22 protein-coding genes are annotated in these 22749 nt (G+C 74.7%); 18 read left to right on the forward strand and 4 right to left on the reverse strand.

What is annotated here, in order from left to right; all coding sequences use genetic code 11:
• The 16 genes from ACFPK1_RS10830 (at nt 1) to ACFPK1_RS10905 (ending at nt 17644) form a co-directional block, all read left to right on the forward strand.
• On the forward strand, nt 1-2901 hold the full coding sequence (locus ACFPK1_RS10830; RefSeq protein WP_378020916.1) for a DEAD/DEAH box helicase: 2901 nt from the start codon (nt 1-3) through the stop codon (nt 2899-2901).
• Nucleotides 2891-3751 carry an SWIM zinc finger family protein gene (locus tag ACFPK1_RS10835; protein ID WP_378020917.1) on the forward strand — a complete coding sequence of 287 codons (861 nt, stop codon included), beginning with the start codon at nt 2891-2893 and terminating at the stop codon, nt 3749-3751. The genes ACFPK1_RS10830 and ACFPK1_RS10835 overlap by 11 nt, the downstream gene beginning before the upstream one ends.
• A 10-nt stretch (nt 3752-3761) precedes the next feature.
• A complete protein-coding gene (locus tag ACFPK1_RS10840; protein ID WP_378020918.1) occupies nt 3762-4496 on the forward strand; it encodes a PIG-L deacetylase family protein in 735 nt (244 codons plus the stop codon).
• Between the two features lie 162 nt (nt 4497-4658).
• Complete coding sequence (locus tag ACFPK1_RS10845) at nt 4659-4955, forward strand: hypothetical protein (protein ID WP_378020919.1); 297 nt, start codon at nt 4659-4661, stop codon at nt 4953-4955.
• Between the two features lie 228 nt (nt 4956-5183).
• On the forward strand, nt 5184-6161 hold the full coding sequence (locus tag ACFPK1_RS10850) for an MBL fold metallo-hydrolase (RefSeq protein WP_378020920.1): 978 nt from the start codon (nt 5184-5186) through the stop codon (nt 6159-6161).
• 16 nt (nt 6162-6177) lie between these two features.
• Nucleotides 6178-7311 carry a cobalamin-independent methionine synthase II family protein gene (locus ACFPK1_RS10855; protein WP_378020921.1) on the forward strand — a complete coding sequence of 378 codons (1134 nt, stop codon included), beginning with the start codon at nt 6178-6180 and terminating at the stop codon, nt 7309-7311.
• 156 nt (nt 7312-7467) lie between these two features.
• Nucleotides 7468-9483, forward strand: a complete 2016-nt coding sequence (gene uvrC, locus ACFPK1_RS10860) for an excinuclease ABC subunit UvrC (RefSeq protein WP_378020922.1) — start codon at nt 7468-7470, stop codon at nt 9481-9483.
• Nucleotides 9480-10382: an RNase adapter RapZ gene (rapZ, locus tag ACFPK1_RS10865; protein WP_378020923.1), complete on the forward strand. Its 903-nt coding sequence runs from the start codon at nt 9480-9482 to the stop codon at nt 10380-10382. The genes uvrC and rapZ overlap by 4 nt, the downstream gene beginning before the upstream one ends.
• Nucleotides 10383-10390: 8 nt before the next feature.
• The gene (locus tag ACFPK1_RS10870; protein WP_378021018.1) at nt 10391-11446 is read left to right on the forward strand and encodes a gluconeogenesis factor YvcK family protein; all 1056 of its coding nucleotides are present in this window, start codon (nt 10391-10393) and stop codon (nt 11444-11446) included.
• Nucleotides 11437-12426 carry a DNA-binding protein WhiA gene (gene whiA, locus ACFPK1_RS10875; protein WP_378020924.1) on the forward strand — a complete coding sequence of 330 codons (990 nt, stop codon included), beginning with the start codon at nt 11437-11439 and terminating at the stop codon, nt 12424-12426. Before ACFPK1_RS10870 ends, whiA begins: the two co-directional genes overlap by 10 nt.
• 121 nt (nt 12427-12547) lie before the next feature.
• Nucleotides 12548-13564, forward strand: a complete 1017-nt coding sequence (gap, locus tag ACFPK1_RS10880) for a type I glyceraldehyde-3-phosphate dehydrogenase (protein ID WP_378020925.1) — start codon at nt 12548-12550, stop codon at nt 13562-13564.
• Nucleotides 13564-14769: a phosphoglycerate kinase gene (locus ACFPK1_RS10885; RefSeq protein WP_378020926.1), complete on the forward strand. Its 1206-nt coding sequence runs from the start codon at nt 13564-13566 to the stop codon at nt 14767-14769. The genes gap and ACFPK1_RS10885 overlap by 1 nt, the downstream gene beginning before the upstream one ends.
• The gene (gene tpiA / locus ACFPK1_RS10890; RefSeq protein WP_378020927.1) at nt 14769-15554 is read left to right on the forward strand and encodes a triose-phosphate isomerase; all 786 of its coding nucleotides are present in this window, start codon (nt 14769-14771) and stop codon (nt 15552-15554) included. The genes ACFPK1_RS10885 and tpiA overlap by 1 nt, the downstream gene beginning before the upstream one ends.
• Nucleotides 15555-15710: 156 nt before the next feature.
• Nucleotides 15711-15947 (forward strand): preprotein translocase subunit SecG, encoded by a 237-nt coding sequence (secG, locus tag ACFPK1_RS10895; RefSeq protein ID WP_116707491.1) that lies wholly within the window; start codon nt 15711-15713, stop codon nt 15945-15947.
• A 57-nt stretch (nt 15948-16004) separates the two neighbouring features.
• A complete protein-coding gene (locus ACFPK1_RS10900; protein WP_274279628.1) occupies nt 16005-16349 on the forward strand; it encodes an RNA polymerase-binding protein RbpA in 345 nt (114 codons plus the stop codon).
• 14 nt (nt 16350-16363) lie between these two features.
• Complete coding sequence (locus ACFPK1_RS10905) at nt 16364-17644, forward strand: TrpB-like pyridoxal phosphate-dependent enzyme (protein ID WP_378020928.1); 1281 nt, start codon at nt 16364-16366, stop codon at nt 17642-17644.
• Nucleotides 17645-17647: 3 nt separating this feature from the next.
• Here the strand turns inward: ACFPK1_RS10905 and ACFPK1_RS10910 are convergent, their stop codons facing one another.
• Nucleotides 17648-18187 carry a DUF488 domain-containing protein gene (locus tag ACFPK1_RS10910; protein ID WP_378020929.1) on the reverse strand — a complete coding sequence of 180 codons (540 nt, stop codon included), beginning with the start codon at nt 18185-18187 and terminating at the stop codon, nt 17648-17650.
• A 73-nt stretch (nt 18188-18260) separates the two neighbouring features.
• Between ACFPK1_RS10910 and mdlC the strand changes: the two genes are divergently transcribed.
• On the forward strand, nt 18261-19829 hold the full coding sequence (gene mdlC / locus ACFPK1_RS10915) for a benzoylformate decarboxylase (RefSeq protein WP_378020930.1): 1569 nt from the start codon (nt 18261-18263) through the stop codon (nt 19827-19829).
• A 3-nt stretch (nt 19830-19832) separates the two neighbouring features.
• Here mdlC and ACFPK1_RS10920 read toward each other — a convergent pair whose 3' ends face one another.
• Both ACFPK1_RS10920 and ACFPK1_RS10925 read right to left on the reverse strand, forming a co-directional pair.
• Entirely contained in the window at nt 19833-20285 is a 453-nt protein-coding gene (locus ACFPK1_RS10920) for a universal stress protein (protein WP_378020931.1), read from the reverse strand.
• A complete protein-coding gene (locus tag ACFPK1_RS10925; RefSeq protein WP_378020932.1) occupies nt 20278-20769 on the reverse strand; it encodes an Lrp/AsnC family transcriptional regulator in 492 nt (163 codons plus the stop codon). The genes ACFPK1_RS10920 and ACFPK1_RS10925 overlap by 8 nt, the downstream gene beginning before the upstream one ends.
• 84 nt (nt 20770-20853) lie before the next feature.
• On the opposite strand from ACFPK1_RS10925, the gene ACFPK1_RS10930 reads away from it, so the two are divergent.
• Nucleotides 20854-21132, forward strand: coding sequence for a hypothetical protein (locus tag ACFPK1_RS10930; protein WP_378020933.1), 279 nt, complete (start codon nt 20854-20856; stop codon nt 21130-21132).
• Here the strand turns inward: ACFPK1_RS10930 and yczR are convergent.
• Nucleotides 21116-22660: a MocR-like transcription factor YczR gene (yczR, locus tag ACFPK1_RS10935; RefSeq protein ID WP_378020934.1), complete on the reverse strand. Its 1545-nt coding sequence runs from the start codon at nt 22658-22660 to the stop codon at nt 21116-21118. The genes ACFPK1_RS10930 and yczR overlap by 17 nt on opposite strands.
• Nucleotides 22661-22749: the final 89 nt, after the last annotated feature.

Here is a 22749-nt window from a genome sequence, read left to right on the forward strand (position 1 = left end):
GTGCCCGCCGAGCGCCTCGCCGCCGTCTGGGACACCACGGCGGCCACCGCGGGCGTCGCGGTCCTCGCCCTGCCCTCGGACCCGGACGCCCCGCGGGACTCCGACGACCTCGACCGCGAGGAGACCGGCCCCGACGCCGGCGCCCCCGTGCTCGCCGACTGGACGGTCCCGGTGCTCGAGCTCCCGCCCGGCGCCGGGCCGCCCGCGCCGCCGGAGGGGACGCGGGCCAGCCCGTCGGTCGCCGCCCTGCGCGCGGTCGACACCCTCGCCGCCGACCTCGTCACCCGCGGCCGGGTGCTGCCCGCGCCCGACGAGGAGGACGGCGCGCTCGTGTGGCGCCCCGTGCTCCAGGGCCCCGACCTCGTCGCCGCCGACACCCTGGCGGCCGCGCTGCCGCCCGTGTGCCGCTGCGAGCGCGTGCCGGGGGAGGAGACGCCGAGCGCCCCGGCGGTGGTCGAGGCCGCCCTGGCCGCCGCCGTCGACGCGCACGCCCGCGCCCGGATCACCGGCAGCGCGGAGCTGGCCGGGGCCCCGGACTGGGCCCACGCGCTGGGCGACGAGCCGGTGCTCGGCGACCCCGCCCCGCCCCGCGCGCTCGCCGCCGGGCTGCGCCGCTGGGCCGTCGTCGGCGCGCCGCACGCCGGGCCGGCGCGGGCGTCGTTCCGTCTCGACGAGGTGATCGTCGACCAGCTCGGGCACGCGCTCGAGGACCCCGAGCCCGTGTTCCGGCTGACCTTCGCGCTGCAGTCGGCGCAGGACCCCAGCCTCACCGTCGACGCCGACACCGTGTGGCGCGACCCCACCGCCCTGCGCCGCTGGCTCGACGACCCCGCCGAGGTCCTGCTCGGCGAGCTCGGCCGCGCCGCCCGCGTCTATCCCGAGCTCGGGGACGCGCTGCGCGTCCCGCGCCCCGGCGGCATGGACCTCGACCTCGCCGGTGCGCACCACTTCCTCGCCCACGTCGCCGCCGACCTCGACCGCGCCGGGTTCGGGGTCCTGCTGCCCGCGGGCTGGCGGGCGGGGCCGGCGCGGCTGGGGCTCGCCGGGGCCGGGGGCCACGCCGAGCGCCCCGACGGCGTCGTCGACACCGGCGCGAAGATCGGCAAGGACGACCTCGTCGACTTCTCCTGGCGCCTCGCGGTCGACGGCGAGGACCTCACCGACGCCGAGATGGACGCCCTCGTGCGGGCCAAGGCGCCGCTGGTGCGCCTGCGCGGGCGCTGGGTCGCCCTCGACCCCGACCGCCTGCGCGACGGCCTCGCGTTCCTCGCCGAGCGCCGCGACCGCCCCACCGTCGGCGACGTGCTCCACCTCGCGATCACGCACCCCGACGACGTCCCCGCCCCGCTGCCCGTCGAGTCGCTGCGTCTCGACGGCGAGCTCGGTGACCTCCTCGCCGGCGGCGGCACCCTCGAGCCCCTCGACACCCCGTCCGGCGTGCGCGCCACCCTGCGGCCCTACCAGCGCCGCGGGCTGTCGTGGCTCGCCTTCCTCGCCGGGCTGCGCCTCGGCGGGGTGCTCGCCGACGACATGGGGCTCGGCAAGACGCTGCAGGTCCTGGCCCTGGAGGCCCACGAGCGCGCCGGGCAGGACCCCGCCCCGGGCCCCACCCTGCTCGTCTGCCCCACCTCCGTGGTCTCGACGTGGAGCCACGAGGCCGCGCGGTTCGTCCCGGAGCTGCGGGTCGCGGTGCACCACGGCGCGGCCCGCCGCGACCCGGCCGCGGCGGCCGCCGACGCCGACCTCGTCGTCACCTCCTACGGCACCCTCGTGCGCGACACCGACGCGCTGTCCGACATCGCCTGGCACCGGGTGGTGCTCGACGAGGCGCAGATGGTGAAGAACAACCGCTCGCGCGGTGCGAAGGCCGTCCGGCGCCTCGACGCCGGGCACCGCCTCGCGCTGACCGGCACGCCCGTCGAGAACCGCCTCGCCGAGCTCTGGTCGATCATGGACGCGGTCAACCCCGGCATGCTCGGCAGCGCGACCGCCTTCCGCGAGCGCTACGCCGTGCCCGTCGAGCGCCACGGCCGCACCGACGTCGCCGAGGACCTGCGCCGGCGCACCCGCCCGTTCCTGCTCCGGCGCCTCAAGACCGACCCCGCCGTCGTCGACGACCTCCCCGAGAAGATCGAGACCGTGGAGCGCTGCGGGCTCACCGGCGAGCAGGCGTCGCTCTACCGCGTCGTCGTCGACGAGATGCTCGAGCGCCTCGACGACGTCGAGCCGGGCATCGAGCGCCGCGGCCGGGTGCTCGCCGCGATGACCAAGCTCAAGCAGATCTGCGACCACCCGGCCCTGCTGCTGCACGACGGCTCACCGGTCGGGCGGCGCTCGGGCAAGATCGCCCGGCTCGAGGAGATCCTCGCCGAGGTGCTCGCCGCGGGGGACAAGGCGCTGCTGTTCACGCAGTTCGCGGCGTTCGGCGACATGCTCGCCCCGCACCTCGCGGCCCGCTTCGACACCGAGGTCGCCTGGCTGCACGGCGGGGTCTCCCGGAAGGCCCGCGACACCATGGTCGAGCGGTTCCAGAGCGGCACCGGACCGTCCCTGTTCCTGCTCTCCCTGCGCGCCGGCGGCACCGGTCTCACGCTGACGGCCGCCCAGCACGTCGTGCACCTGGACCGTTGGTGGAACCCCGCCGTCGAGGACCAGGCCACCGACCGCGCCTTCCGCATCGGCCAGCGCCGCACGGTGGGGGTCCGCAAGCTCGTCTGCGCGGGCACGCTGGAGGAGCGCATCGACGACCTCCTCGCGACCAAGCGTGCGCTCGCCGACCTGGCGGTGCGCGACGGGGAGGACTGGCTCACCGACCTGTCCACCGACGAGCTCGCCGAGGTGCTCAGGCTGGACGCCGAGCCCGAGGACGAGGATCCGGGGGAGGACGACGATGGTGCGTGAGACGCGCTCCGGGCCGCGGTTCTCAGAACGCTTCCCCGAGAAGTTCAGCGAGTTCGGGAAGCGCAAGCCCGTCGAGGACGGCATCGTCGCGCGCAGCCGGCGCGGCGGGATCGGCGAGTCGTGGTGGTCGGGGCGCTTCCTCGCCGTGCTCGAGGAGCTCGGCGTCGGCGGGCGCCTGTCGCGGGGCAGGACCTACGCGCGGGCGGGGCAGGTGGTCGACCTCGTCATCGCGCCCGGCGCGATCACCGCCACCGTCCAGGGCAGCCGCGACGAGCCCTACCGCGCGCGCATCGGGCTGCGCCGCTTCGCCGACGAGGCGTGGGACGCCGTGCTCGACGCGCTCGCCGCCGACTCCTGGTACGCGGCCGCCCTGCTCGCCGGGGAGGTCCCCGACGACCTCGAGGACGTCCTCGCCCGCGTCGGACTCTCGCTCTTCCCCCAGGGGTCGGCGGAGCTGCCGATGGACTGCTCGTGCCCCGACTGGTCGGTGCCGTGCAAGCACCTCGCGGCGGTGGCCTACCTCGCGGCCGAGGAGTTCGACGTCGACCCGTTCGCCCTGCTGCGCTGGCGCGGGCGCGACCGGGCGACCCTGCTCGCCGCCCTGCGCGACCGCCGCGACGCCGGCGCCGGCGCCCCCACGGCGCTCGGCGAGCTGCTCGACCGCTTCCACCGCCCCGGCGTGCCGGTGCCCGGCCCGCCGGAGCGCCCGGCGTCGGCGCCCGCCCCGCCGTCGGACGCCCTGCTCGACGAGCTGCCGCCGCTGACCCTCGACGACGGCACCGACGCCCGCGAGGTGCTGCGTCCGCTGTACCGGCGCCTCGGCGAGCCGACCGACGGGGCGGTGGGGTAGGACTGGACGGGTGGAGCCCGATCAGACCGCCCAGGCCGATCACCTGACCATCCTGATGATGGTCGCGCACCCCGACGACATCGACTTCGGCAACGGCGGATCGGTCGCCACCTGGACGGGCGCGGGGCACCGCGTCGTCTACTGCCTGATCACCGACGGCGACGCGGGCGGCTTCGACGAGGAGGTCAGCCGCACCGACATGGCCACGATCCGCCGCGACGAGCAGCGCGCCGCCGGCGCGATCCTCGGGGTGGACGAGTTCCACTTCCTCGGCTGGCCCGACGGCCGGCTGTACGTCACCCACGAGCTGCGCCGCGACCTCGCGCGCGTCATCCGCCAGGTCCGCCCCGACCGCGTGGTGACGCAGTCCCCGACGCGCAACCTGCGCTCGATGTACGGCAGCCACCCCGACCACACCGCGGCGGGGGAGGCCGTGATGTGCGCGGTCTACCCGGACGCCCGCAACCCGTTCGCCCACCCCGAGCTCCTCGACGAGGAGGGTCTGGCGGCCCACACAGTGTCCGAGGTGTGGATCAGCCACATGGGCGAGGGCGCCGACCACTACGTCGACACCACCGACGCCTTCGAGCGCAAGGTCGACGCCCTGCGGGCGCACAAGAGCCAGACCGCGCACATGGAGGACCTGTCGGGTCGCATGTGGGCGTGGGGCCGGTCGCAGGCGAAGGCGGCGGAGTTCGGCAAGGACCGTCTGGCCGAGGGCTACCTCGTCCTCGACACCCGGTAGGCCGCGTCCGACCGGGTGCTGCACCCGACGAGGTGAGCTACCCGACGTCGCGAACGGTTTACCGACGGTGCGCGATCGGTCAGCCTGGAAGGTGCCGCGAGGGGCCGACGTCGTTCCCACACGAGCACGTCGGCACCGCTCCCCGGCCTAGAGGAGAACCCCATGAGCGACCTCCAGTGGCTCGGCAACCGCGTCCAGATGCAGGACATCGACGACACGGACCTCACCTACCTCCAGTGGCGTCGTCCGTGGCACGGCTCCCTGCGCGGCTACCTCGTCGTCAGCTCGCAGGAGCGAGCGCTCGTCGAGACCGCCGTCGAGGAGGCGGCCGACGGCCGCCGTGAGCACCCGCGTCTCGACGCCGCCGGCCAGCCCACCGACCTCGAGGCGTTCTTCACCGACGTGCTCGGCCGCCAGCCCGGCGAGCCGGCCCCGGCGGACGCCACCCCGTCCGCCTAGCGGTCCATCCCGCCGGACATCCCACGCCACGGCCCGCGAGCTCCCGGCTCGCGGGCCGTCGTCGTGTCGTAACCCGCTGAGGGGGCTCGGCCTCCGACTCTCCGTGCCCGTCCCGACACGGGGCGTACGAACCTGTACTCCAGTATTGATTCGGATCTCAGGCTGTCCTAGGTTCCGGGGTGCGAATCCGTACCCGAGTACGGGTTCGGGACCGGGGAGAGGACGGCTGTGAGCGCGCTGGACTACCGCAAAGGACTCCACGACCTCGGCGACGGCTGCCACGCGTGGCTGCAGCCCGACGGGAGCTGGGGCTGGAGCAACGCCGGCCTCGTCACGGGCTCGGGCACCTCGCTGCTCGTCGACACGCTGTTCGACCTCCCGCTGACCCGCGAGATGCTCGAGGGGCTGCGGCCGATCACCGACACGCATCCGCTGGGCACGCTGGTCAACACCCACTCCGACCCCGACCACATCAACGGCAACGAGCTCGTGGCCTCGCGGGACGTCGAGATCCTGGCGTCGGCCGCGGCCGCCGAGCTGATCACGCAGGAGACCGTCGATGCGGTGGCGCTGGTCAAGCGCCTCGACGGCACGCTCGGCGACTTCGCCCGCCACATCTTCGGCCCGTTCGCGCTCGACGGGATCACCGCGACCGGCCCCGACCGCACCTTCACCGGCGAGGAGAGCGTCGACGTCGGCGGGCGGGAGGTCCGGCTGATCCAGGTCGGCCCCGCCCACACGCCCGGCGACGCGATCGTCCACGTGCCCGACGCCCGGCTGCTGTACGCCGGCGACATCCTGTTCGTCGGTGGCACCCCGATCGCGTGGGCCGGCCCGATCGACCGCTGGATCGCCGCCCTCGACCTCATCCTCGACCTCGACGTGAGGGTGATCGTCCCCGGCCACGGGCCGGTCAGCGGCAAGCCCGAGGTCTCGCTGATGCGCGAGTACCTCGTGACGGTGCAGACCCAAGCCCGGCAGCGGTACGAGGACGGGCTCGACGTCGACGCGGCGATCGCGTCGATCGAGCTCGGCAGGTTCGCGGGCCTGCCGGAGCACGGGCGCCTCGCGCAGAACGTGCTGAACGTCTACCAGCAGCTCGACCCGACGATCCCGCGCCCGGACCGGCTGACCGTGCTCACCAAGATCGCCGCCCTCGAGGGCTTCGCGCCCGACACCTTCACGCGGGCCACCGCGACCTCCTGACCCGAAGGAATCGACCATGACCGTCCGCACCACCCACGTGGGGAGCCTGCCCCGGCCCGACGCGCTGACCCGCCTGATGTACCTCCACCAGGAGGGCAAGGGCGACGCCGGCGAGCTCGAGGCCGCGATCACCGACGCCGTGCACGACGTGGTCGCCATGCAGCACGGCGCCGGCATCGACGTCGTGTCCGACGGCGAGATGGGCAAGCCCGGCTTCGTCAACTACGTCGGCGAGCGCCTCGAGGGCTTCGGCGGCCAGGCCGGCGCCTGGAGCATCGACGACCTCGAGGCGGCGCCGGAGCTGGCGATCGCGCAGTACGGCGGGGAGGCCGGCGCGCACATCATGCCGGCGAACTGCGAGGGCCCGGTGCGCTACGTCGGGGCGGCGGCGGTGCAGCGGGACGTCGACACCCTGAAGCTCGCGCTGGACAAGGTCGGGCACGCGGGCTCCGGGGACGCGTTCATGCCGTCCGCCTCGCCGGGCTGCATCGCCACCTGCAGCCCGAACCTGCACTACCCCGACTACGACACCTACCTCGACGCGCTCGCCGACGCGATGGCGCACGAGTACCGGGCGATCGTCGACGCCGGGCTGGTCCTGCAGCTGGACTGCCCGGACATCCCGATGGCGGGCCACACGCAGTTCTGGTGCCGCGACGAGGTCCAGCGCCGCGGGCTGGTCGGGTTCGCCGAGCGCCACGTGGCCGCGATCGACCGCGCGCTCGAGGGCATCGACCCCGCGCGGGTGCGGCTGCACCTGTGCTGGGGCAACTACGAGGGCCCGCACCACTTCGACGCGCCGCTCGCCGAGCTCCTGCCCCCGGTCCTCGCCGGCACGCCCGCGATGATCTCGTTCGAGGCGGCCAACCCGCGCCACGAGCACGAGTGGGCGGACGTCGCGACGCTCGCGATCCCCGACGACAAGGTGCTGCTGCCCGGCGTCGTCGACACCCTCAACAACATCGTCGAGCACCCCCGCCTCATCGCCCAGCGCCTCGAGCGCTACGCGGGCGTGGTCGGGACCGACCGCGTGATCGCGAGCACCGACTGCGGGTTCGGGACGTTCGTCGGCTTCGGCCGTGTGGGCGCGCAGGTCGCGGAGATGAAGCTGCGCGCGATGGCGGAGGGTGCGGCGCTGGTGCGCGTCTGAGGGCGCTCACGGGCCGTGGTGGCGCCGCCCGGCAACCGGGGCGTCGCCACGGCGACACGCCGTGACACGCCAGGGACACGCCGCACGACACGCCGATTCCACCCATCCGGGTGCACGCCGAACAGCCGGACGGACGCGCCTACGCTGGGGGCCATCATGGCCGACCCGCAGACGTACCGACCCGCGCCGGGGAGCATCCCGGAGGCGCCCGGCGTGTACCGGTTCTCCGACGAGACCGGCCGCGTCATCTACGTGGGCAAGGCCAAGAGCCTGCGCAGCAGGCTCAACTCCTACTTCGCCGACGTGGCCGGTCTGCACCCCCGCACGCGGCGCATGGTCACCACCGCGGCCGCCGTGCAGTGGACCGTGGTGCACACCGAGGTCGAGGCCCTCCAGCTCGAGTACAACTGGATCAAGGAGTTCGACCCGCGGTTCAACGTCCGCTACCGCGACGACAAGACCTACCCGGTCCTCGCCGTGACGCTGAACGAGGAGTACCCGCAGCTGCGGGTCTACCGGGGCCCGCGCCGCAAGGGCGTGCGCTACTTCGGCCCCTACGCCCACGCCTGGGCGATCCGCGAGACGGTCAAGCTGCTGACGCGGGTGTTCCCGGCGCGCCAGTGCTCGGGCGGGGTGTTCAAGCGGCACGGACAGATCGGGCGCCCGTGCATGCTCGGCTACATCGACAAGTGCGCGGCGCCCTGCGTCGGCCGGGTCAGCGCTGAAGAGCACCGCGAGATCGTCCTCGACTTCTGCGACTTCCTGGGCGGTCACACCGACCAGCTCATCGGCCGCATCGAGAAGCAGATGCAGGTCGCCGCGGCCGACATGGACTTCGAGAAGGCCGCGCGGCTGCGCGACGACGCCGGCGCGCTCAAGCGGGTCGTGGAGAAGCAGGCGGTCGTGCTCGGCGACGGCACCGACGCCGACGTCGTCGCGTTCGCCACCGACGAGCTCGAGGCCGCCGTCCAGGTGTTCCACGTCCGCGGCGGGCGCGTGCGCGGCCAGCGCGGCTGGGTGGTCGAGACCGAGACCGAGGCCGACAGCGACGTCGGCGACCTGGTCGGCCAGTTCCTCTCGCAGTTCTACGGCGAGCAGGCCGCGCTGGCGGGCTCGGCCGACGACGCCGCCCAGCCCGTGCCGCGCGAGGTGCTCGTCCCCGCGCTGCCCCCCGACGCCGCCGCGATCTCCCAGTGGCTCTCCGACCTGCGCGGCTCGCGGGTCTCGCTGCGCGTCGCCCAGCGCGGCGACAAGCGCACCCTCGCCGAGACCGTCGAGCGCAACGCCACCGAGGAGCTCACGCGGCACAAGCTGCGTCGCGCCGGCGACCTCACCGCCCGCAGCGCCGCCCTCGAGGAGCTCCAGGAGCAGCTGGGTCTCGACACCGCCCCGCTGCGCATCGAGTGCACCGACGTCTCGCACGTCCAGGGCTCCGACGTCGTCGCGAGCCTCGTGGTGTTCGAGGACGGGCTCGCCAAGAAGGCCGACTACCGGCGCTACTCGATCCGTGGCGGGGCCGAGGGCGGCGACGTCGCGGCGATCGCCGAGGTGGTGCGCCGGCGCTTCGCCCGCTACCTCCGGGAGACCGCCGAGGACGCTCCCGACCACACCGACACGGCGTGCGCGGGGGAGACCAGCGACGGTGCCCCGGCGTCGGGCGAGGTCGCGCCCGACGACGGGCCGCTCCCGGGCATCGACCCGACCACCGGCCGCCCCCGCAAGTTCGCCTACCCGCCGAACCTGCTGGTGGTCGACGGTGGCGCGCCCCAGGTGGCCGCGGCGGCCGAGGTCCTCGGCGAGCTGGGCGTCACCGACGTCGCCGTGGTCGGGCTGGCCAAGCGCCTGGAAGAGGTCTGGCTGCCCGGCGAGGAGGACCCGGCGATCCTGCCGCGCCAGAGCGAGGCGCTCTACCTGCTCCAGCGCATCCGCGACGAGGCGCACCGGTTCGCGATCACCTACCACCGCCAGAAGCGGTCGACGCGGATGACGGCGTCGGCGCTGGACGGGGTGCCCGGGCTGGGCGAGGCCCGGCGCACCGCCCTGCTCAAGCACTTCGGCTCGGTCAAGAAGCTGCGTGCCGCCTCGGTCGAGCAGATCACCGAGGTGCCCGGCGTGGGCCGGCGGACCGCGGAGGCCGTACTCGCGGCCCTGGACGACGGGGGGACGACATGACCGGACGCGCGGAGCAGCACCCCGCGCACCCGGGCGGGATCGAGGTCGCGATCGTCTCGGGCCTCTCGGGGGCCGGGCGCAGCACGGCCGCCAAGGTGCTCGAGGACCTCGGCTGGTTCGTCGTGGACAACCTGCCGCCCGAGCTCATCGAGACGATGGTCGACCTCGGCGCCCGCTCGTCGGGCCAGGTCACACGCATCGCGGTGGTCATGGACGTCCGCAGCCGCGCGTTCACCGCCGACCTCGGGGCCGTCATCAAGGAGCTGGACGCGCGGGGCCACCGCCCGCGGGTGCTGTTCCTGGACGCCTCGGACGCGGTGCTCATCCGGCGCTTCGAGGCCAACCGCCGCTCGCACCCGCTGCAGGGCGACGGACGGATCTCCGACGGGATCCGCGCCGAGCGCGAGCTGCTGGCCCCGCTGCACGACCAGGCCGACCTGGTGGTCGACACCTCGAACCGCTCGGTGCACCAGCTGCGTGCGGCCATCGAGGCGGCGTTCGGCGACGCCGCGGTCGACGTCGGGCACAGCGTCACCGTCGTCTCGTTCGGCTACAAGCACGGGCTCCCCCCGGACGCCGACCTCGTGGTCGACATGCGCTTCCTGCCCAACCCGCACTGGATCCCCGAGCTGCGCGAGCACGACGGGCGCGAGGCCGTGGTGCGCGACTACGTGCTCTCCCAGGAGGGCGCCGAGGAGTTCCTCGCCCGCTACCTCGAGCTGCTGCGCCTCGTCGGGGCCGGCTACCGGCGCGAGGGCAAGCGCTACCTGACCGTCGCGGTGGGCTGCACCGGCGGCAAGCACCGCAGCGTGGCGGTCGCCGAGGAGCTCGCCCGCCGGATGTCCGGCGAGGACGGCGTGAGCGTGACGGTGTCGCACCGCGACGTGGGGCGCGAGTGAGCCGCCCCCTGCGGGCGGTGGCCCTCGGCGGCGGTCACGGGCTGCACGCGACGCTGTCGGCGCTGCGCCGCCTGACCGACGACATCACCGCGGTGGTCGTGGTCGCCGACGACGGCGGCTCGTCGGGGCGCATCCGCCGCGAGCTGGACATCCTGCCGCTGGGCGACCTGCGGATGGCCCTGGGCGCGCTGGCCGGGCAGGTCGACCCGGGCCCGGAGAACACGCTGTGGCAGCGGGTGTTCGAGCACCGCTACGGCGGCCACGGGGCGCTCGCCGGCCACGCCGTCGGCAACCTCGTGCTCGCCGGGCTGCTCGAGGTCCTCGACGACCCGGTGGCCGCGCTCGACCAGGCCTGCCGCCTGCTCGGGGTGCGCGGCCGGGTGCTGCCGATGAGCACGCAGCCCGTCGACATCGAGGCCGACGTCACCGGCATCCGCGGGCCGTCGGGCGGCGATCAGGACCGCGACGTCGCCCACCGCATCCGCGGCCAGGTCGCCGTGGCGACCACGCCCGGGCGCGTGCAGCAGGTGCGTCTCGACCCCCGCCGGCCCAAGGCGTGCCCGGAGGCCTGCGAGGCGCTGCGGGCCGCGGACGTCATCACCCTCGGGCCGGGGTCGTGGTTCTCCAGCGTGCTGCCGCACCTGCTGGTGCCCGAGCTGTTCACCGCGCTGGTCGAGAGCGAGGCCCGCCGGGTGCTGGTGCTCAACCTCGCCCCGCAGCCGGGGGAGACGGCGGGTTTCTCGCCCGAGCAGCACCTCGAGGTGCTCGCCGCCCACGCGCCGCGCCTGCGCCTCGACGTCGTCGTCGCCGACACCGACGCGGTGCCCGAGCCCGACCTGCTGCGGCGCGGGGCCGAGGCGTTCGGCGCCGACACCCTGCTCACCACCGTCGGCACGTCCGACGGCAGCCCGAAGCACGACCCCGACGCCCTCGCATCGGCCCTCGCCGAGGCCGCCCACCACCGGGTGGACCAGGCGCCGGCCGACACCACCGCCGGTCCGACGACGAACGGCGCCCACGACCCTGCCCGCCCGCACCAGGAGGAGGACCGAAGGTGGCCATGACCGCTGCGGTCAAGGACGAACTCAGCCGGCTCGCGGTGACGAAGACCTGTTGCCGACGCGCCGAGGTGGCGGCCCTCCTGCGCTTCGGCGGGGGCCTGCACATCGTCGGCGGCCGGGTCGTCGTCGAGGCGGAGCTCGACACCGGCGCCGGCGCCCGCCGCCTGCGCGGGGAGATCCACGACCTGTACGGGCACAACCCCGAGGTGCACGTGCTGTCCCAGGGCGGGCTGCGCAAGGGCACCCGCTACGTGGTGCGGGTGGCCGCCGACGGCGACTCCCTGGCCCGCCAGACCGGCCTGCTCGACCCGCGCGGGCGCCCGGTGCGCGGCCTGCCGCCGCAGGTCGTCTCGGGCGGCGTGTGCGACGCCGAGGCCGCGTGGCGCGGGGCGTTCCTCGCCCACGGCTCGCTCACCGAGCCGGGCCGCAGCTCGGCGCTCGAGATCACCTGCCCGGGCATGGAGGCGGCGATGGCGCTGGTCGGCGCCGCCCGCCGGCTCGGCGTGGTCGCGAAGGCGCGCGAGGTCCGCGGCGCCGACCGGGTGGTGGTGCGCGACGGCGACGCGATCGGCGCGCTGCTGACCCGCCTGGGTGCCCACACCTCGGTGCTCGCGTGGGAGGAGCGCCGCATGCGCCGCGAGGTGCGCGCCACGGCCAACCGCCTGGCGAACTTCGACGACGCCAACCTGCGCCGCTCGGTCAAGGCGGCCGTCACCGCGTCCGCGCGCGTGAACCGGGCGCTCGAGCTGCTCGGCGACGAGGTGCCCGACCACCTGATCCAGGCCGGGCGGCTGCGCGTGGAGCACGAGCAGGCGTCGCTGGAGGAGCTGGGCCAGCTCGCCGACCCGCCCATGACCAAGGACGCGGTGGCCGGCCGCATACGGCGTCTCCTGGCGATGGCCGACAAGAAGGCCAAGGACCTCCGCGTGCCCGACACCTCCTCGGTGGTCACCGAGGAGATGGCCGAGATGGCCGACACGTGAGCCGGTGTCCGTGACCTCGTTCGCGGGACCCGGACGAGGCGGTCGGATTCGTTAGGGTGCGCCCCACAGGGGTGACCCTCCTGGCGACACGACCGCGGCACGAGAGGCAGGGCGAGGTTCAGTGACGGTCCGCATCGGGATCAACGGGTTCGGTCGTATCGGACGGAATGTGTTCCGCGCGCTGGAGAAGCAGCGTGCGGCGGGCACCGCCGACATCGAGGTGCTCGCGGTCAACGACATCACCGACAACAAGACGCTCGGGCACCTGCTCAAGTACGACTCGGTGCACGGCCGCTTCGACGGCACCATCGAGGTCTCCGACGACGCGCTGGTGGTCAACGGCCGCAGCATCAAGGCCCTGGCCGAGAAGGACCCGGCGGCGCTGCCGTGGGGCGACCTCGGCGTCGACGTGGTCATCGAGTCCTCGGGGATCTTCACCGACGCCGACTCGGCGGGGAAGCACCTCAAGGCGGGCGCCAAGAAGGTCGTCATCTCCGCCCCGGCCAAGGGCGAGGACCTGACGGTCGTCATGGGCATCAACGACTCGTCCTACGACGGCAGCCAGAGCATCCTGTCCAACGCCTCGTGCACCACGAACTGCGTCGCGCCGATGATCAAGGTGCTGCACGACGCGTTCGGGCTCGAGACCGGCTTCATGTCGACGATCCACGCCTACACCGGCGACCAGCGGATCCACGACGCCCCCCACAAGGACCTGCGCCGCGCCCGCGCCGCCGCGGACAACATCATCCCGACCACCACCGGCGCCGCCCAGGCCACCGCGCTGGCGCTGCCGGAGCTCGAGGGCCGCCTCAACGGCCTCGCCTACCGGGTGCCGGTGATCGACGGCTCGGTCACCGACCTCACCGCGACGCTGAACACCGACGTCACCGTCGAGCAGGTCAACGACGCGTTCAAGAAGGCCGCGGACGGCGAGCTCAAGAACGTGCTGGTCTACACCGAGGACCCGATCGTCTCCACCGACATCGTCGGCGAGCCGGCGTCCTGCACCTTCGACGCGGGCATGACCAAGGTGCTCGGCAACCGGACCGTCAAGATCGTCGGCTGGTACGACAACGAGTGGGGCTACTCCAACCGCGTCGTCGACCTGACCACGCTCGTGGGCTCCAAGCTCTGATGAAGACCCTCGACGACCTCATCGCCGAAGGAGTGCAGGACCGCTTCGTCCTGCTGCGGGCGGACTTCAACGTCCCCCTCGACGGCTTCACGATCACCGACGACGGGCGCATCCAGGCCGCGCTGCCCACGATCACCAAGCTCGTCGGCGCCGGGGCCAAGCTGGTCATCGCCGCGCATCTCGGGCGCCCGAAGGGCGGCGAGCCGGGCGGTCGGGACCGGATGATGTCGCTGACGCCGGTCGCCGGGCGGCTGGGCCAGCTGCTCGACCAGCGGGTCATGCTGGCCGACGACGTCGTCGGCCCCTCGGCGCGGGACCACGCGGAGCGGCTCGAGGCGGGCGGCATCGAGATGCTGGCCAACGTGCGCTGCGACCCGCGCGAGACCGGCAGCGCGCAGGAGCGTGCGCAGCTGGCGTGCGAGCTCGCCGCGCTCGTCCCCGGGGGCGCCTTCGTCTCCGACGGCTTCGGCGTGGTCCACCGCGAGCAGGCGTCGGTGGTCGACGTCGCCCGCGAGCTCCCCGCCTACGCCGGCGACCTCGTCGCCCGCGAGACCGAGGTGCTGCGCCGGCTGGTCGGCGACCCGGCCCGGCCCTACGTCGTGATCCTCGGCGGCTCGAAGGTCTCCGACAAGCTCGGGGTGCTCTCGAACCTGCTGCCGAAGGTCGACAAGCTGCTGGTCGGCGGGGCGATGTGCTTCACGTTCCTCGCCGCGCAGGGCCGCGACGTGGGTGGCTCGAAGCTCGAGTCCGACCAGCTCGACACCTGCCGGGAGCTGCTCGAGAAGTACGCGGACACCCTCGTGCTGCCCACCGACGTGGTGGTGGCCTCGGAGTTCTCCGCGGACGCGCAGACGCGCACGGTGCCGGTCTCCGAGATGCCCGAGAGCTGGCTGGGCCTCGACGTCGGCCCGGAGACCGTGCGGCTCTTCGGCTCGCACCTGACCGACGCGGCCACCGTGTTCTGGAACGGGCCGATGGGCGTGTTCGAGATGGCCCCGTTCGCGGCGGGCACCACCGGGGTCGCCGAGGCGGTCGCGGACTCGCCGGCGTTCAGCGTCATCGGCGGCGGCGACTCGGCGTCCGCGATCCGCGCGGCCGGCCTCGACGAGGGCCGCTTCGGCCACATCTCGACCGGCGGCGGGGCCTCGCTCGAGTTCCTCGAGGGCCACGTCCTGCCCGGCATCGCCGTGCTCGAGGAGGGGTGATGGCGCGCAGGCCGCTCATCGCGGGCAACTGGAAGATGAACCTCAACCACCTCGAGGCCATCGGCGTCACCCAGAAGCTCGCGTTCGCGCTGCCCGGCAAGTACTTCGACGTCGTCGACGTCGCGGTGCTCCCGCCGTTCACCGACCTGCGCAGCGTGCAGACGCTCGTGGACGCGGACTCGATGCCGATCACTTACGGCGGCCAGGACCTCTCGCCCGAGGACTCCGGGGCGTTCACCGGGGACGTGTCGGGGGCGATGCTCGCGAAGCTCGGCTGCACCTGGGTGGTCGTCGGGCACTCCGAGCGCCGCACGATCCACGGCGAGGACGACGAGCTGGTCAACCGCAAGGTCCGCGCGGCCCTGCGCCACGGCCTGACCCCGATCCTGTGCCTGGGGGAGGGCGAGGAGGTCCGCGACGCCGGCGAGCACGTCGGGCACTGCACCGGGCAGCTCGACGCCGCGCTCAAGGGGCTCTCGGCCGACGACGTCGCGAAGGTCGTCGTGGCCTACGAGCCGGTGTGGGCGATCGGCACCGGCAAGTCCGCCGGCGTGGCCGACGCCCAGGAGGTGTGCCACGCGCTGCGCGAGCGGGTCCGCGAGGTGCACGGCGGGCCGGTCGCCGACGGGCTGCGGATCCTCTACGGCGGCTCGGTGAAGTCGAACAACGTCGCCGACCTCGTGAAGTCCGACGACGTCGACGGCGCGCTGGTCGGCGGCGCCAGCCTCGACCCCGAGGGCTTCGCGGAGCTCTGCGCCCTCGCCGCGGGCGGCCCGCTGCCGTAGGAACCGGGCACGATGCCCCGTTCGGCCGCCGGGTCGTCGCGGAACCGTCACAGGGGCGGGGTATCGTGCACCACAAGCGCCGATCCCGCACGTCGGGACGGCCAGAGCCCCGCTCACACCGGGCGGGGCCGGCACCCGGAGGTCACGGACACCGACATGCGACTGTTCCTCGACATCCTGCTCATCGCGTCCAGCGTGCTGCTGGTGCTGCTGGTGCTGCTGCACCGCGGGCGGGGCGGCGGGCTGTCGTCGCTGTTCGGCGGCGGTGTCCAGTCGAGCCTCGCCGGGTCGAGCGTCGTCGAGAAGAACCTCGACCGGCTCACCCTGTTCGTCGGTGCCATCTGGCTGATCTCGATCGTCGGCACCGGGCTGCTCGTCAAGATCGAAGGCTGACGGGCGGCCCGGGCCTGGAGCGCCGGGGCCGCCCCTGGACGCGGAGGTACTCCGGCGATGGCGACTGGCAACGCGATCCGAGGCACCCGGGTGGGTTCGGGCCCCATGGGGGAGTCCGAGCGCGGGGAGAGCGCGGCGCGCACCGTGGTCTCCTTCTGGTGCTCCAACGGGCACGAGACGCGCCCGTCCTTCGCGGTCGACGCGGAGATCCCCACCTCGTGGGACTGCCCGCGCTGCGGGCTGCCGGCCAACACCGACGAGAAGAACCCGCCGCCGGCGAAGCGCACCGAGCCGTACAAGACCCACCTGGCGTACGTGAAGGAGCGTCGCTCCGACGCCGACGGCGAGGCGCTGCTCGACGAGGCGCTGGCGAAGCTGCGGGCCCGGCGCGGCGAGAGCTGACATGATGCGGGGTCATGGCGGCCCCAGCTGACACCACAGACACCCGCTTCTCCCTCCCGCAGTCGGCGCTGCCGACGGCGTGGTTCAACGTGGCGCCCCACCTCGCGTCGCCGTTGGACCCGCCGCTGCACCCCGGGACGCGTGAGCCCGTCGGTCCCGACGACCTCGCCCCGCTCTTCGCGCAGGAGCTCATCGGCCAGGAGATGTCGGCCGACCCGTGGATCGACATCCCGGGCGAGGTCCTCGACGTCCTGCGCCTCTGGCGGCCCACGCCGCTGGTGCGGGCCCGCCGCCTGGAGGCGGCGCTGGGCACCACCGCGCGCATCTACTTCAAGGACGAGTCGGTGTCGCCCGCCGGCTCGCACAAGCCCAACTCCGCGGTGCCCCAGGCGTTCTACAACGCCAAGGAGGGCATCACGCGGCTGACGACCGAGACCGGCGCCGGCCAGTGGGGCACGGCGCTGAGCTTCGCGGCCGCCCAGTACGACCTCGAGTGCGCGGTCTACATGGTGCGCAAGAGCTTCGAGCAGAAGCCCTACCGCAAGGTGATCATGGAGACGTGGGGCGGCACCGTCGTCCCGTCGCCGATCGACGACCCGGGTCACCCCGGCTCGCTCGGCGCCGCGATCTCCGACGCGGTCCGGGACGCGGTCGGGCGCGACGACACGCACTACGCGCTCGGCTCGGTGCTCAACCACGTGCTGCTGCACCAGACCGTCATCGGGCTCGAGGCGCAGCAGCAGCTGGCGAGCGCGGGGGAGACCCGCCCGGACGTCGTCATCGCGCCGTGCGGCGGCGGCTCGAACCTGGGCGGCGTCGCGCTGCCGTTCCTGCCCGACCCGTCGGTGCGCCTGCTCGCGGCCGAGCCGGCGTCGTGCCCGACGCTGACCCAGGGCCGCTACGAGTACGACTTCGGCGACACCGCCGGGTTCACGCCGCTGATGAACATGTACACGCTGGGGCACGACTTCGTGCCGCCGGGCATCCACGCGGGCGGGCTGCGCTACCACGGCGACTCGCCGATCATCTCGAAGCTGGTCCACGAGGGCCGCATGGAGGCGGTCGCCCACCGCCAGCGCGCGGTGTTCGAGGCGAACGTGCTCTTCGCCCGCGTCGAGGGCAAGCTGCCGGCGCCGGAGGCCGGGCACGGGATCGCCTCGGTGATCCAGGAGGCCCACGACGCGACGGCGAAGAACGAGGAGCGCGTCATCCTCTTCAACTACTGCGGCCACGGCCTGCTCGACCTCGCCGCCTACCAGGAGTACCTCGCGGGCGACCTCGTCGACGAGCCCTGATCGTCAGCCGGTGCCGGGGAGCGGCGCCTGCCCGTCGTCGTAGACGAGCTGCTCCCCGGCCCGCCGCACCCCGTCGGTGGGGCGGTGCTCCGGCGTCCGGCCGTCGTGCATCAGGTGGCGGACGGGCACGTCGCGCACGAGCAGGACGTGGTCGGCGACCAGACGGCGGTGGCAGCGCCACCACACCGACTCCGAGCACAGGATCGCCGTCGGCGCCCCGGCGCCCAGCAGCTCGTCGACGGCGCCGGTGAACGCCGGCGTGCGCATGTGGGCCGCGTAGCCCGCGAACGACCGGTCGCGCAGGGCGGTGTCCGGGGAGTCCGCGGGCCGGCTGCGGCGCCCGCCCAGGCGCTCGTCCCAGCGGTAGGCGACGCCGACCTCGGCCAGCGCCGGGCCCAGCGCCTCGCGCGCCACCGACGGGTCGCGGCGGCTGCCGGGATACCGGCGCACGTCGACCACCGCCGCGATCCCGGCGTCGGCGACGAGGCGGGCGACCGCGGGGCCCTCGAGCGTGCCGTGCCCGACGGTCCAGAGCGTCTCCACCCCGCCATCCTCGCGCTTCCGGGCAGCGGGAGCTCCCTCGCGACCCGGCCGCGGTCGTGGTGAGGTGACCCGCATGGCGACCGTGCGCGAGGCGTCCCTGGCCGTGCTGCGCAGCCACGGCATCACGACGATCTTCGGCAACCCGGGCTCGACCGAGCTGCCGATGTTCCGCGACTTCCCCGACGACTTCCGCTACGTCCTGGGCCTGCAGGAGTCCGTGGCGGTCGGCGCGGCCGACGGGTACGCGCAGGGCACCGGGCGGGCGGCGCTGGTGAACCTGCACTCCGCCGCCGGGGTCGGGCACGGGCTGGGCAACGTGTTCACCGCCTTCCGCAACCGCACGCCGCTGGTGCTCGTCGCCGGGCAGCAGGCCCGCTCGCTGCTGATCGGCGAGCCGTTCCTGTTCGCCGAGCGCCCGGCGGAGTTCCCCGAGCCGTACGTGAAGTTCAGCCGGGAGCCCGCCCGCGCGGCCGACGTGCCCGCGACGCTGGCCCGGGCGATCCACGTCGCCACCACCCCGCCGTGCGGCCCGGTCCTGCTCTCGGTGCCGGTCGACGACTGGGACCAGCCGGCCCCGCCGGTGCCCGCCCACGCCGTGGCCGGCACGGTCGCGGGCGACCCCGAGGTCCTCGCCGACGTCGCCGCCCGCCTGGCCGCCGCGCGGGCGCCCGCGCTGGTCGTCGGCGGCGAGGTGGACCGCGACGGCGCGTTCGACGACGTCGTCGCGCTCGCCGAGCGCCACGCCGCCCGGGTGTACGTCGCCCCGATGTCCCCGCGCTGCGGCTTCCCCGAACGCCACCGGCTCTTCGGCGGCTTCCTGCCCGCCGCGCACGACGGCATCCGCGCCGCGCTCGACGCCCACGACGTCGTCCTGGTGCTGGGCTCGCCGGTGTTCCCGTTCCACACCGAGGGGGCCGTCGCCGGCGACACCGCCGTCCCCGAGGGCACCGACCTCGTGCAGCTCACCGAGGATCCCGCGCACGCCGCCTGGACCCCCGTCGGCACCTCGGTGGTGACGGGAGTGCGGCACGGCGTGCGCGCCCTGCTCGCCGGGCCGCCGCCGCCCGAGCGCCCGCTGCCCGCCCCCGCCGCGTCGGTGGGGCGGGTCGCGGGCGACGGCGACGTCATCACCGAGGAGCTGCTGCTCCAGACGCTCGCCGACCTGCGCCCCGCGGACTCCGTCGTGGTGGAGGAGGCGCCCGCGACCCGCGGCCCGATGCACGCGCACCTGCCGTTCGACCGCGCCGGGAGCTTCTACACCTGCGCGAGCGGGGGCCTCGGCCACGGGCTGCCGGCGGCCGTGGGGATGGCGCTGGCGCGCAGCGAGCGCGTGATCGCGCTGGTGGGCGACGGCTCGGCGATGTACGGCATCCAGGCGCTGTGGTCGGCCGCGCAGCTGGGCGTCCCGCTGACCGTCGTCGTCGTGCACAACGCCCGCTACCGCGCCCTCGACCAGTTCGCCGAGCACTTCGGCATCACCAAGCCCGTGGGCACCGCGCTGCCGGGCCTCGACTTCGTCTCGCTCGCCGCCGGCCAGGGCGTCGCGGGCGTGCGCGTCGAGCACCCGGACCAGCTCGAGCCCGCCCTGGCCGACGCGCTGCACTCGCCCGCCCCGGTGGTGGTGGACGTGATCGTGGGCTAGTCCCTAGTCCCGCACGACCACCACGGTGCAGTCCGCGTGGATCACGGCGCTGAGGCCGACCGACCCGATGAAACGGCTGGCGATCCCGCCGCGCCCGCGGTGGCCCACGACGAGCACCGAGGCCCCGCGCGCGTGGTGCAGCAGGACCGTCGACGCCGGCCCCATCGCGACCTCGGTGCGGACGGCCGGGACGGCGAGCCCCCGCGACGTGCGACGCGCCGACACCTCCTCGACCGCAGCGGTCACCTCGTGCTGCGCGGCGTCGTGGAGGACGCGGGCGTCGGGCACGAGACCCTCGGCGGTCGTCCAGACGTCCGGACCGGCGTAGGCCGTGATCGCGTGCACCCCGACGCCCCGGCGCGCGGCCTCGTCCATCGCGTAGTCCAGCGCGGCCCGGGACCCGTCGCTGCCGTCGACGCCGACGGCGACGTCGCCCTCGGACCCGGGCTCAGACATCGGTCGGCATGTTCCGCAGCTCGACCGGGCTGGACTTCACGACCGCCGTGACCGTGGCGGCGTGGTCCTGCCAGATCTCGAGGACGCGGTCGAGGTCGGCGACGTCGCGGACCTGCACGCGCATGAGCAGGCAGTCCTCGCCGGTGATCTTGTGGCACTCGACGACCTCGGGCTGCCGGGCCGCGAGCTGCTCGGAGATCTTGCCCTGGCCCAGCGCGGGCCGCACCCGCACCCACGCGGCGATCGGGTAGCCGAGCGCGCCGGGGTCGATGTCGAGGCGGTAGCCCTTGATGACGCCCGTGCGCTCGAGGCGCTGGACCCGCTCGGTGACGGCCGGGGCCGACATCCCGACCCGCCGGCCCAGGGCCGACATGCTCTGGCGGGGGTCGTTCTCGAGCTCCGCGAGGATGCGCCGGTTGGTCTCGTCGAGCAGCTTGTCGTTCTCCAGGCGGGCGGTGCCCCGCGCTTCCGATACTGCAGTCATCTGGCCACTATCCCCGTGAGTTCGCCATGGAGTAAAGAGCGTTCGCCTTCGAGAATTGTCCCCAACGGCACGAGGGATGAGGGGATGGTCGAGATGGTCACGTTCTTCGGGGTGCTCCTGGTCGTCGGTTTCCTGGCGGTCGCGCGCTACGGCGTCGACAGCCGCAGCGGCTCCGACCCGACGGGCCGCGACCCGGCCTGGCCCGCGACGCAGCGGGCGCACACGGTGCGCGGGGACGCGGCGCTGCTCGGCGAGCTGGCCCGCCGGGTCGCCGCGCACCGGGCGCTGTGGTCGGCCTACGACCGCAGCCTGCGCCCGTGGGAGCGGGACGCCGCGCAGAAGGAGCTCACACGACGGTCGTGAGCGTGGAGGTGTCGACGCCCAGCGAGTCCCACGCCTCGGCGAGCCGGGCGACGGCGTCGTCGAGGGCGTCGGGGGAGAGCGTGTAGGGCAGGCGGAGGTACTGCTCGTAGGCCCCGCCCGTGGCGAACCGGGGCCCGGCGGCGAGGTGCACACCGAAGCGCCCCGCCGCCTCGACCAGGGCGCTCGAGCGTGGCACGCCGAGGTCGACCCAGAGGCTGAAGCCGCCCGAGGGCCGGGGCACCCGCCACTCCGGCAGGGCCCGGGCGAGCGCCCCGCGCAGGTGGTCCCGCCGGTGGGCGAGCACCTGCCGGCTGGCGTCCACGAGCTCGTCGAGGCGCTCCAGGAGGCCGACGGCCACGAGCTGCTCGAGGACCGGTGTCGAGATGTCGTCCGAGGCCCGGGCGGCCGCGATCCGGCGCAGGAGCGTCCGCGGCGCCCGCAGCCAGCCGATGCGCAGCCCGCCCCACACGGTCTTCGACAGCCCGCCGGTGGTGATGACCGGGGTGCCGCCCGCGCCGGCCCAGGCGCCCAGCGGCGGCGGGACCGGGGTGTCGAGCCACATGTCGCGCAGGCAGTCGTCGACGACCAGCGTGACGCCGTGCCGGCCCGCGGCGGCCACGACCGCGGCCCGGGTCTCCGGGCTCATCACCGCGCCCGTGGGGTTCTGGTGGTCGACGACGAGGTAGCCGAGCGTCGGGGTGGCCGCGCGCATCGCCGCGGACAGCGCCTCGAGGTCCCAGCCGGGACGGCCGGTGGCGGCGTCCTCGACCATCGCGACGGGGACCGCGCGCGCCGAGGCGTGGCGGCACAGGTCGATCGCGCCGGGGTAGGTGGGCTGCTCGATGAGCACCCGGTCGCCGGGGCGCACCAGCGTGCGGGCCACGAGGGAGTGGGCGTGCTGCGCGCCCGCGGTGATCATGACCTCGTCGGCCGACGTCCGCAGGCCCTGCGCGGTGAGGCGGGCGGCCACGGCCTCGCGCAGCGCGGGCAGCCCCAGCACGTCGTACCCGGTGGAGGCGAGGTGCATCGGCAGCTCGGCGAGCGCGCGGGCGGCGGCGCTGCCCATCGCCTCCATCGGCGCCCACGGGGCCGCGTGCGCGAGGTCGATGACCGCGCGGTCGCCGGCCTGGGAGGGCGGCGTGCCCATGGGGGCGAACGGGGCGAAGCCGGTGGCCCCGACGTGCAGCGACCCGTCGAGGGGGGCTGGTCCGGCCCCGCCCACCCCGCCCGGCGGGGTGGGCGCCGCGGCGGGCGACGCGGTCCACGTGCCCGAGCCCCGGCGCCGGACGAGGAAGCCGTTCTCGCGCAGCTCCTGGTAGGCCGCCGCGACCGTCCCGCGCCCGACGCCGAGGGCCACGGCGAGCTCCCGCTCGCTCGGCACGCGCGTGCCCACCGCGAGACGCCCGTCGGCGAGCAGCGTGCTGATCCGGCCGGCGAGCGCCGCCTGCGCGCTGACCCCGGGACCGGCGCCCTCCCGCCAGCCGCCGAGCAGGCGGGCGAGGCTCCCGGCACCCAGGTGGTCGTCCATGCCACACAGTCTGCCACTTCTGCCACTGTGGGTGCCACTTCGTGCTGAGTGGCCCTGGCACGGCCTGCCACCAGAGGCCACCCTGGAGG

Origin of the sequence: Actinomycetospora rhizophila (genome assembly GCF_042657905.1) — a bacterium.
GTDB classification, from domain to species: domain Bacteria; phylum Actinomycetota; class Actinomycetes; order Mycobacteriales; family Pseudonocardiaceae; genus Actinomycetospora; species Actinomycetospora rhizophila.

Excerpts from the sequence above, each read along its gene's own strand:
- ACFPK1_RS10835 (WP_378020917.1), top strand. The coding sequence starts at position 2,891 with ATGGTGCGTGAGACGCGCTCCGGGCCGCGGTTCTCAGAACGCTTCCCC.
- tpiA (WP_378020927.1), top strand. The coding sequence starts at position 14,769 with ATGGCGCGCAGGCCGCTCATCGCGGGCAACTGGAAGATGAACCTCAAC.
- mdlC (WP_378020930.1), top strand. The coding sequence starts at position 18,261 with ATGGCGACCGTGCGCGAGGCGTCCCTGGCCGTGCTGCGCAGCCACGGC.
- yczR (WP_378020934.1), bottom strand. The coding sequence starts at position 22,660 with ATGGACGACCACCTGGGTGCCGGGAGCCTCGCCCGCCTGCTCGGCGGC.
- secG (WP_116707491.1), top strand. The coding sequence starts at position 15,711 with ATGCGACTGTTCCTCGACATCCTGCTCATCGCGTCCAGCGTGCTGCTG.
- ACFPK1_RS10930 (WP_378020933.1), top strand. The coding sequence starts at position 20,854 with ATGGTCGAGATGGTCACGTTCTTCGGGGTGCTCCTGGTCGTCGGTTTC.
- ACFPK1_RS10855 (WP_378020921.1), top strand. The coding sequence starts at position 6,178 with ATGACCGTCCGCACCACCCACGTGGGGAGCCTGCCCCGGCCCGACGCG.
- ACFPK1_RS10900 (WP_274279628.1), top strand. The coding sequence starts at position 16,005 with ATGGCGACTGGCAACGCGATCCGAGGCACCCGGGTGGGTTCGGGCCCC.
- ACFPK1_RS10925 (WP_378020932.1), bottom strand. The coding sequence starts at position 20,769 with ATGACTGCAGTATCGGAAGCGCGGGGCACCGCCCGCCTGGAGAACGAC.
- ACFPK1_RS10905 (WP_378020928.1), top strand. The coding sequence starts at position 16,364 with ATGGCGGCCCCAGCTGACACCACAGACACCCGCTTCTCCCTCCCGCAG.
- ACFPK1_RS10845 (WP_378020919.1), top strand. The coding sequence starts at position 4,659 with ATGAGCGACCTCCAGTGGCTCGGCAACCGCGTCCAGATGCAGGACATC.
- ACFPK1_RS10920 (WP_378020931.1), bottom strand. The coding sequence starts at position 20,285 with ATGTCTGAGCCCGGGTCCGAGGGCGACGTCGCCGTCGGCGTCGACGGC.
- rapZ (WP_378020923.1), top strand. The coding sequence starts at position 9,480 with ATGACCGGACGCGCGGAGCAGCACCCCGCGCACCCGGGCGGGATCGAG.
- uvrC (WP_378020922.1), top strand. The coding sequence starts at position 7,468 with ATGGCCGACCCGCAGACGTACCGACCCGCGCCGGGGAGCATCCCGGAG.
- ACFPK1_RS10885 (WP_378020926.1), top strand. The coding sequence starts at position 13,564 with ATGAAGACCCTCGACGACCTCATCGCCGAAGGAGTGCAGGACCGCTTC.